General features: G+C 75.9%; 3 protein-coding genes. 2 read left to right on the forward strand and 1 reads right to left on the reverse strand.

Translation table 11 applies throughout. The annotated features are described in order from the left end of the window. Positions 1–414 (reverse strand): TIGR03089 family protein (locus NH339_RS17725; RefSeq protein WP_253027319.1); only part of this gene is annotated, 414 nt, incomplete at its 3' end. A gap of 154 nt (positions 415–568) precedes the next feature. Between NH339_RS17725 and NH339_RS17730 the strand changes: the two genes are divergently transcribed. Together NH339_RS17730 and NH339_RS17735 are read left to right on the forward strand one after the other, a co-directional pair. Continuing rightward, positions 569–823, forward strand: coding sequence for a WhiB family transcriptional regulator (locus NH339_RS17730; protein ID WP_067855452.1), 255 nt, complete (start codon positions 569–571; stop codon positions 821–823). A 51-nt stretch (positions 824–874) separates the two neighbouring features. Next, positions 875–3,091, forward strand: a 2,217-nt coding sequence (locus tag NH339_RS17735; protein WP_253027320.1) for a glycosyltransferase family 2 protein, incomplete at its 3' end; no start/stop codon positions are given.

The raw sequence follows: 3,091 nt of genomic DNA on the forward strand, positions 1-3,091 counted from the left end.
GAAGACGTCGGGCGGGCCCGGCACGACCGTGGCGAGGTCGCCGAAGCCGACGGGCGGCTCGACGAACCGCCCCCCGAGTGGCCGCAACGACGCCGCCAGGCGGACGGGCTCGTCGCCCTGGAGCTCCGGGCCGCTCACGCCGACCGCCGCGTCGTGCTCCACGACGACCGCGCCGACGCTCCAGCACGACAGGAGCCAGACGAAGCGCAGCCAGTGCGTCGGCAGGCCCACGCGCACCCGCGTCCCCGGCTCGACGTCGAGCTCGTCGACCAGCAGGGACGACGTCTTCGCGACCCAGTTGGCCGTCGTGGTGGCGCTGAGCTCCACGCGTTCGCCGGTGCCACGGTCGTCCCAGGTGAGGAGGGGGCGGCCGGGCTCGCGCACGGCGGGGAGCAGGTCGGCGAGAGTCGTCACCGTGCCATCCTCCCAGGGTCCCGAGCGGCCGACCGCCCCGTCCCGCCCCTGGCGAGCCGTCCGGACCCCTGCCGCGCGGCGCGACACGCCGGAGACGGCGCGGATCGTGCAATTCGGCTTGACGTATGGCAGCGCCAGGCGTGTAATTACGGACATGTCATTCGATCTGGGTCTGCCACTGTCCCCCGAAGAGGAGCTCATGTGGCAGGAGCGTGCGCTCTGTGCCCAGACCGACCCGGAGGCCTTCTTCCCCGAGAAGGGCGGGTCCACGCGCGAGGCGAAGCGGGTCTGCCTCACGTGCGACGTGCGCGGCGAGTGCCTCGACTACGCCCTCGCGCACGACGAGCGGTTCGGCATCTGGGGCGGTCTCTCCGAGCGCGAGCGACGCAAGCTGAAGAAGCGCGCCTGAGCCGCCCCGCCGGGACGGCGGCCCCTTTCGCGCCCCGCTAGGTTGGCGGGCATGGACGAGCGCGTGACCGACGAGGACTCACCCGCCCTCCCGGCCTGGCGCGCCGCGCCGCCCACGGTGGGCGCGGTCCTCGTGACCCACGACGGCGGCCGCTGGCTGCCGCAGGTGCTCGCGTCGTTCTCGGCGCTGGAGCACGCCCCCACCAGCTGGCGCGTGGTCGACGTCAGCTCGACCGACGACGGCCCCGAGCTCGTGCGTGAGGCGTTCGGACCCGACCGCGTGACCTACGCCCCGGCCGGCACGGGCTTCGGCGCCGCCGTGCGGCTCGCCGTCGACGCGATGCCCCGCACCGACTGGGTGTGGCTGCTGCACGACGACGCGATCGTCGAGCCGGGGGCGCTCGCCGCCCTCCTCGACGAGGCGACCGCGGCCGACGACGTCGCCGTGGTCGGCCCCAAGATCCGCGAGTGGCCGTCGCTGCGGCGCCTGCTCGAGGTCGGGCTGACCGTCACCTCGACCGGGGTCCGCGAGACCGGCCTGGAGACGGGGGAGCCCGACGCGGGCCAGCACGACTGGCCGAAGGACGTGCTCGCCGTCGACACGGCGGGCATGCTCGTGCGCCGCGACGTGTGGGACGAGCTCGACGGGCTGTCCCCCGACCTGCCGCTGTACTTCGACGACATCGACCTCGGCTGGCGCGTGGCGCGGGCCGGGTACCGCACCCGGGTCGCCCCGCGTGCCGTGATCTTCCACGCCGAGGCCTCGCGCCGCGGGATCCGCCGACGTGCGGCCGGCGACGTCGAGCCCGCCGAGCAGCGTCGTGCCGCGCTGCACACGATGCTCGCCAACACCTCGGGCCCCCGCTTCTGGTGGCAGTACGTGCGGCTGCTCGTCGGCTCGCTGCTGCGGACCCTGGGGCTCGTGCTCTCCGCCCACCCCGAGGCGGCCGGTGACCAGCTGCAGGCGGTCGCGTCGGTGTACGGACGGCCGGGCCGGCTCCGTGCGGCACGACGTCGGCGGGCGGCCACGGCCCGGCGTGACGACCGTGCCGTCCGCCACCTGTTCGCGCCGTTCTGGCTGCCGTACCGGCACGGCTTCGACACCGCCCGCGACGTGGCCGCCGCCCTGGTGCGGCCCGAGGCGGTCGAGACCACGGGCCGACGGTCGACCCTCGACGACGACGGTGACGACGTCGTCACGCTCGACGACGGGCCGCCCCTCTGGGTGCGTCGGCCCTGGCTGGTCACGGTGGGGGCGCTCGTCGTCCTCTCGCTCGTGGCCGGTCGCTCGCTGCTGACCGGTGCGGGCGACAGCATCCTGACGGGCGGGGCGCTCGGAGTCACGCCCGGCTCGGCCGGCGACTGGTGGCGCCTGTGGTTCGAGCGGTCCCACGAGATCGGCCTCGGCGGCACCGGCCTCGTGTCGCCGGCGGTGCTCCTGCTGGCGGTGGCGGCCACACCGATCTGGCCGTCGCCCGCTCTGCTGGTGGCCGCGCTGCTCCTGCTCTCGGTGCCGCTCGCCGCACTGACGGCCCACCGCCTCGGTCGCAGGCTGACCGACCACCGTCGGCTGCGGATCGTCTGGGCCGTCGGGTACGGCCTCACCGTCGCCGCCTCGGGTGCGGTGGCCCAGGGCCGCCTCGGCACGGTCGTCGCCCTCGTCGTGCTGCCCGTCGTCGTCGTGACCACGCTGCAGGTCGCGGGCGTCGACCCGCTCTCGCAGCGCGCCTCGTGGCGGACCGCCGTGCGGTGGGGCGTGTGGGTGGCCGTCGGCGCAGCCTTCGCGCCCGTCGTCCTGCTGCTCGCGCTGCTCGGTGCGCTCGTCGTCGCGGCGCTCGACCCGCGCCTGGTCCGTCGCCTCCTCCTCGGTCTCGGCGTGGCCGTCCTGCTGCTCGGTCCCTGGGTCGTCGGCCGCGTCCTCCACCCGGGGCTGTGGTGGTGGGAGAGCGGGTCGCCGCTCGCCGGTGGCGAGCCGGGCTGGCGGACCGCCCTGGGTCTCGTCGTCGGCCGCGCAGGTGCCCCCGAGCAGGCCCCGGTCTGGCTCGGCGTCGGTCTCGTGGTGCTCGCCGTGCTCGCCCTGGCCTCCCGTGCCGCACGTGCCGTCGTGGTCGTCTGCTGGACCCTCGCGGTCCTCGCCCTCGGCGTGGCCGTGCTCGGCGTCGTGCTGCCGGGCGGCGTCCCGGGGACCTCCGTCGACGTGCGCGCGTGGGTGGGCGTCCCGGCCGCTGCCGTGGCGCTCGCGCTCGGGACGGCCGCGCTCGTCGGCGTG

This window comes from Aeromicrobium sp. CnD17-E, assembly GCF_024124745.1.
Taxonomy (GTDB): domain Bacteria; phylum Actinomycetota; class Actinomycetes; order Propionibacteriales; family Nocardioidaceae; genus Aeromicrobium.